Source organism: Peptoniphilus sp. (genome assembly GCF_050943655.1).
Classification (GTDB): Bacteria; Bacillota; Clostridia; order Tissierellales; family Peptoniphilaceae; genus Peptoniphilus_A.
Genome location: NZ_JBMNPQ010000076.1, coordinates 1 through 6,962 on the forward strand (window position 1 = coordinate 1; position 6,962 = coordinate 6,962).

Sequence of the window (6,962 nt, forward strand, 5' to 3'; positions counted from 1 at the left end):
AAATGTATCTATTTATTTAGATAAATTCTATTCCTATGAAGAATTAGAAAAAATTAGAGAAGAAATTTTAAAATCCAAAAACATAGATGGAATTTGGATAAATAATATCGGTGAATATTATATTTTTAAAGATGATAATTTAAAAATAAATGCAGATATTGGACTAAATATTTTTAATAGAGATGCTGTGAAATTTTTTGAAGACTTGGGTCTATCTAGCATCACTCTTTCTCCTGAGCTAAATGCAGCGCAGATTAGAGAGATTTCTAAAGAAAAGACAGAGTTTAATTTAATTTCTTATGGACGAGTTCCCGTTATGACAATGGATCACTGTCCTTACTCTGTAATCAAGGGCTGTGTAAATATTAAAAACTGTCCAAGCTGCATGTTTAAAAATTATTATTTAAGAGACGGCAAAGATGTAGATTTTGAAGTTCTTAGACAAAATACTTTTACAGAAATATTTAATTCATATCCAATATTATTTGATAGATATTTGGAAGAAGTTAAAGGCAAAAACATCAATTTCTTAATTTTAGCTGATGAATTTACAGACGAAGTAGTAGACCTTTACAAAGATTTTTCTAATGATAAATACGAATCTTTAAAGAATAAACTTACAAAAAAATATGGACAAGTAACAAAGGGACATATTAATAGGGGGATTATAAGTGATTGACTCTTTTACTAAAGCGAAAAAAACTTTAGAATTTGATAAAGTTCTTTCGGAGTTAAAAGCTTTGGCAAGTGCCAAAATCACAACTGAATATATTGACACTATAGAAATTTCAACGAACTTTGATGAAGTTAATAGTAGACTTATTGAGACAAGTGAAGCACTAAAACTTATATCGGCAAAAGGTGAGCCAAGCCTATTTGGAATTGTTGATATAAAAGATATTTTAAAAATTGCAGAAATTGGCGGAGTGCTATCACCAAAAGAGCTTCTAAAGATAACAGACTTTCTAAGGGTTGCAAGAAATTTAAAATCATACCTTAAAAAAGAAACTTACGACCACAAAGAAATAAGTCTTAGCGTTGTAAATGAACTAATTGAAGACCTATATACAAACAGAAGACTCGAAGAAGATATTAACGAAAAAATAATATCTGAAGATGAAATTGCAGATGACGCCTCAAGAGAGCTTATGAGAATTAGAAAGAGCATCGCGGGCAAAAAGGATTCTATTAAAGAAAAATTAAATGGAATTTTAAACAGTCATGCAGAATATTTACAGGAGCAGATTGTAACTTTTAGATACGGAAGATATGTTGTTCCCGTTAAGCTTGAATATAAATCGAGAGTTAAAGGTTTGGTTCACGATATTTCAAGTTCTGGACAAACTGTTTATATAGAGCCAATGTCTGTTGTAGACGCGAATAATGAGTTAAAAGAGCTTTATTTAAAAGAAGAAGCGGAGATTGAAAAAATTTTAAGCGAGCTTACAGAAAAAGTGTCTTTAGATGCAGATAACATTGCTGTAAATCAAGAAAAACTAATTGAACTCGACTTTATTTTTTCAAAAGCTAAGCTTGCATTAAATCAAAATGCAAATATGCCAAAGTTAAATAACAGAAAATATATTAATTTAAAAAAAGCATATCACCCACTTTTAAATAGAGAGGTAGCTGTGCCAATAGATATATACTTGGGGGATGAATTTACATCTCTTATAATTACAGGGCCAAACACAGGTGGTAAAACAGTAAGCATTAAGACTGTTGGACTATTGGTGCTCATGGTTCAGTACGGGCTTCTCATTCCAGCAAGTGAAGATTCTGAGATTGCAATATTTGATTCAGTATTTGCAGATATTGGAGATGAGCAGTCAATTGAACAGTCACTATCTACATTTTCTTCTCACATGGTAAATATTGTGAGAATAATAAACGAGGCTGATGAAAACTCTTTGGTATTATTTGACGAACTTGGTGCAGGTACAGATCCAACAGAAGGAGCTGCACTTGCACGTGCAATTATGCAGTACATGTTAGATAGACAGATTAGATGTATTTCTACAACTCACTACAATCAGCTAAAAATTTATGCTCTAACTACTGATGGAGTTGCAAATGCGTCTATGGAATTTGATGTGGACACATTGTCTCCAACATATAAGCTTTTGATTGGAGTTCCGGGAAAGTCGAATGCTTTTGAAATTTCAAAAAGGCTTGGTCTTCCAGACTTTATAATAGAAGAATCTAAAAAACTTTTAAGTTCTGAGAGCATTGAATTTGAAGATGTGCTTCAGGCTATTGATGAAGACAGGACAAAAATTGCAAGTCTAAAAGAAGATTTAGAAAGACAAAACAAAGACTTAATCGAACAAAATAGAAGACTTGAAAGAGAACTTAAGAAAACTGAAGACAGAAGAGAAAAGATTTTAAATGAATCAAAAGAAGAAGCCAGAAGAATTTTATTAAATGCAAAACAAAATTCTGATTTAATACTTTCTGAATTAAAAGAAGCAAAAGCAAATATTTCTTCAGATAATTCTAAAAAAATCCAGGAAGCACAAGATCTATTGAGAGAAAGTTTAAAAGAGACAGACAAAAATTCTGGGCTTGAGATTACAGAGTCAAAAAATCCAATTAAAGAAATAAAAGTTGGAGATAAGGTAAGGACTTCACTTGGAAATATAGCTACAGTTCTTGAACTGCCAGACAACAAGGGCAATGTCCTCGTTCAATCTGGTATAATGAAAATGAAAATGCCACAAAACACTCTTACAAGAGTAAATGTTGACGAGAACGCTACGAAAGTTAGCACAAAGAAAATTATAAGAAATAAGACGAAAAACATTAAGTCAGAAATTGATATTCGTGGCAAAAACTTCGAAGAGGTAAGAGGAATTGTGGAGAAATATATTGATGATGCCTATATTTCAGGTTTAAAATCTGTTAGAATTATTCATGGAAAGGGCACTGGAGTATTAAGATCAAAGCTTCGTGACTATATGAAGACAATAAAAGCTGTAAAATCATTTCATGATGCACCTTATAACGAGGGTGGAGATGGTGTGACAGTTGTAATTATAAAATAAAGGTGAGAGAATGATAAATTTTAGAGAAGAGATAATTAATATATTAGATGAAAAAATAGAAGAATTAGATAGGACAAAAATTGATGAGATGCTTGAAGTGCCACCATCTTATGATTTGGGAGACTTTGCATTTCCAGTTTTTAGCTTGGCAAAAATTTACAGAAAAAATCCTGCAATAATAGCAAGTGAATTAGCAGAAGAGATAGAATCAAAATATTTTGAAAAAGTTGAAAATAAAAATGCCTACATTAACTTCTATATAAATAAAAATATTTTTGCAGAAGAAATTTTAAAAGAATCCATAGAAAAAAAAGAAGATTTTGGAAAGACTGACGAAGGCAAGGGCGAAAATGTATGTGTGGAATATTCTTCAACAAATATTGCTAAGCCTTTCCACATTGGTCATATAAGATCAACTGTAATAGGGGATTCACTAAAAAGAATTTACGACTTCTTGGGATACAATACAATTGCAATAAATTACCTTGGAGATTATGGAACTCAATTCGGAATGCTAATCTGTGCTTACAAAAAATGGGGAGATAGAGATGCAATAAACGAAAACCCTATTCCAGAATTATTTAAACTTTATGTAAAGATTAACCAAGTTGTAGATGAAAATCCAGAAGTAAAAGAAGAGTGCAGAGAGTGGTTTAAAAAACTTGAAGAAAACGACGAAGAAGCCGTTGAACTTTGGAAATGGTTTAGAGAAGTTAGTCTTAAAGAATTTAATAGAGTTTACGACATCTTAGATGTTCACTTTGATTCATACAATGGAGAAAGTTACTACTCAGATAAACTCCAAGGAGTAATAAAAGAGTTAAGAGAAAGAAATGTAATGGAAGAATCTCAAGGTGCTGAGATTATTAACTTGGAAAAATATAACTTGCCCCCAGCAATTATAGTAAAAAGTGATGGAACAAGTATCTACTTGACAAGAGATATTGCAGCAGCAAAAGATAGACATGAGACATATAAACCATATGTCAGCATTTATGTAGTTGGAGCACAACAATCACTTCACTTTAAACAGCTTAAAGCCACATTAAAGGAAGCAAAGTACGATTTCTATGACGAAATAGTTCATGTGCCTTTTGGAATGGTATCTCTAGAAGATGGAACTCTATCAACTAGAAGAGGAAAAGTAGTATACCTTGAAGATGTATTAAATAAAGCTATTGGAAAAGTAATGGACATCTTAGACGAAAGAGAAAAAACTTCTGGACAAAAGATAGAAAACAAAGAAGAACTTGCACAAACTATTGGAGTTGGCGCGATAAAATTCCAAGAACTATTTAATGGTAGAATCAAAGACTATGTATTTGATTGGGACAAAACTCTTTCTTTTGAAGGAGAGACTGGACCATATGTACAATACGTGCACGCAAGAATTTGTTCACTGTTAGAAAAAGGAAACTTTAGTCTAGACAATAAATTTGACGCAAGTCTTTTGACAGAAGAGACTGAAGTTGACATTATAAGATCTCTTTATAATTACAATCAAGTAGTTAAAGATGCCGCTGAAAAATATGAACCTTACTTTATAACAAGATATGTAGTTGAGCTTGCTAAAAAATTCAACAAATTCTACAACCAAACACAAATTTTAGTAGAAGATGAAGAATTAAGAAACACAAGACTTATGCTTTGCTATACAGTTAAAAATGTAATAGCAAGTGGACTTAACTTATTAGGAATAAAAGCACCAGAAAAAATGTAAAAGAGGTGTAGCATGAATTTTTTTGACGATTTAGCGATGGTTTATAAGAAAGCAATGAGTGAAACTGTTTCAAAAATAAGTAAAAACCCTGTGGTGTTATTGTTGCCACTTATATATTCACTAATATATAAAGTGGCCATGAATGCCTTTAGCATTGCCATAGCACCAGTATTGGGATTTCTTTCTGGATTTATATTGCCAATAATATCATCACTAATATTATCGAGCTACTACTCACAACTAAGTGATGTTATTTTTTACAACAGGCTTAATTTTAGAAACTTTAAAGACACATTTAAAGAATATTTTGCATCAATATATTCTGTGTATTTCATATTGATACTAATATCTTGGCTAATGCCGGCACTATCTTCAATGGGTCCATTATTTTTAGTGGTGTCCCTTGTACTTGTTATAGCATTTAATCCAATTGCAGAATCAATATATATTCGTGGAGAATATTACACAAGTGCCTACAGCCATTCACTAGAATTTATGAAAGAAAATTTTGTGCTTTGGAGTTTACCTTTTATAATATATCTTATAATTTTAAATCTACTTGGCGTACCTTTTGAAAACTATATACTAACTTCAGGAATAATTGACATACCGCTTGGACTAAATACAGAAGGAACAATAGTTATGGGAGCAAGTCTTGTAAATGTAAAACAAATTATTATAATACTCGTAACTGCAATATATGCAATATTTAGAGGAAATCTCTACAAAATATTGCACAACTCTACAAGAAGAAAAAGAGCATATATGGGAGAGATTTAATTGTCACTACATGATAAATTAGAAAAAAAAATACAAAATGTTGTATTTATAGAGTTAAAAAAAGAGTACCAGCTGAAGGAATTAAAACTGCCAGCTGGTACCTCTTTACCTATAAAACTCGATTATTTATTAAATGAATTAGAAGAAGAAAATGCAATAGATAAAATCGAAGCAGCAAATATAATAGACTCAATAATATATCTTTTGGGAATAGATAAAGACTTCATCTATAAGAAAAAATATTTAGAGATATTATTAGAACTCAAACTAGATATAAAAAATTATGTACTCTACAAGGCCTACGAAAATGAAAACAAAGACTTAACAGATGCATATATATATCTAAACGCCTACAAAAACATTGTAGGAGACGACGAAGATATATTATTTAAAGAGGGAAATATACTAGAAGCAATTTATAACGACAACTTAGAAGAAAGAACAGGAGAAGAGAATAAAAAACTTCTAGAAGATATTATAAAAAAATATAACGAAGTATTAAACCTAAACGACAAGTATGATTTAGCCTACTATAGGCTCGCATACATCAATCTAAACCTAAATAGATTTATAAAATCAAAGCTGTACTTTGAAAAATTTATTAATTTTACAAAAGATGAAGAATTAAAAGATGAAGCAAGATCTAAACTTGAAATATTAAAAAACTATGCAGCATTTGACTCAGCAAAAGCATTCATAGCAAGAGGAGACTTCACAAAAGCCAAAATTGAAATGGATAAGATTGATGATAACTTCCAAAAAGATATGAGCTTTTACTATCTAATGGGACTATGTGAGTACAATCTAGGAAGACTAGATGAAGCTTATGAAAACATAAATAAATCAATAGAGCATGAAGCAAATGAAGAAAATATAAATCTTCTTGCTATGATTCTATTAAACAAGGAAGAATACAATCAAGCAATAGAAGTATATAAAGATGGAATAGAAAAATTAGAAAATTCCTTTGTATTAAATTATAATTTGGGCCTAATACTACTCGATCTAAATGAAGTAGAAGAGGCACTAGAGTATCTAGAAAGAGCTCAAGAAATAAGTCCAAATAAGGAATTAAAAGACTTTATAAAAAAATTAAAATAAATTTAAAAATAGTGTTGACAAAAAATAGAAATCATAATATACTATAAAAGTTGTCGCTTCAAGTAGAAGAGTTTGAAAACAAATTGTAAAAACAACATTAAAAAATTTAAAAAGTTGTAAAAATTACTTGACAAACTTTTTTACCTAAGCTATAATAAAATAGCTGTTGAATAAGCAGCAAGTTATTTGATAATTAAATAGTGTGAAGATATAAATTCGTGATTTAATCACAAAAAGCAAACCAGATATTCGTTTAGTTTTAGGACTAGAAGAGTTAGGTAAACAAATTTTAATTGAGAGTTTGATCCTGGCTCAGG

At 30.4% G+C, this 6,962-nt stretch carries 5 protein-coding genes; all 5 read left to right on the forward strand.

Translation table 11 applies throughout. The features are described 5' to 3' along the window. Nucleotides 1–679: U32 family peptidase (locus tag ACOX6R_RS06745; RefSeq protein WP_433448571.1), on the forward strand; the 679-nt coding region annotated here is incomplete at its 5' end. Beyond that, nucleotides 672–3,044 (forward strand): endonuclease MutS2, encoded by a 2,373-nt coding sequence (locus tag ACOX6R_RS06750; RefSeq protein WP_433448573.1) that lies wholly within the window; start codon nucleotides 672–674, stop codon nucleotides 3,042–3,044. The genes ACOX6R_RS06745 and ACOX6R_RS06750, both read left to right, overlap by 8 nt. A gap of 10 nt (nucleotides 3,045–3,054) precedes the next feature. Beyond that, entirely contained in the window at nucleotides 3,055–4,764 is a 1,710-nt protein-coding gene (gene argS, locus ACOX6R_RS06755) for an arginine--tRNA ligase (RefSeq protein ID WP_433448575.1), read from the forward strand. Between the two features lie 12 nt (nucleotides 4,765–4,776). Next, nucleotides 4,777–5,544 (forward strand): hypothetical protein, encoded by a 768-nt coding sequence (locus ACOX6R_RS06760; protein ID WP_433448577.1) that lies wholly within the window; start codon nucleotides 4,777–4,779, stop codon nucleotides 5,542–5,544. Continuing rightward, entirely contained in the window at nucleotides 5,545–6,645 is a 1,101-nt protein-coding gene (locus tag ACOX6R_RS06765; protein WP_433448578.1) for a tetratricopeptide repeat protein, read from the forward strand. Nucleotides 6,646–6,962: the final 317 nt, after the last annotated feature.

Bases quoted from the DNA above. Each gene is read 5' to 3' on its own strand.
- argS (WP_433448575.1), top strand. From the start codon at position 3,055: ATGATAAATTTTAGAGAAGAGATAATTAATATATTAGATGAAAAAATA.
- ACOX6R_RS06760 (WP_433448577.1), top strand. From the start codon at position 4,777: ATGAATTTTTTTGACGATTTAGCGATGGTTTATAAGAAAGCAATGAGT.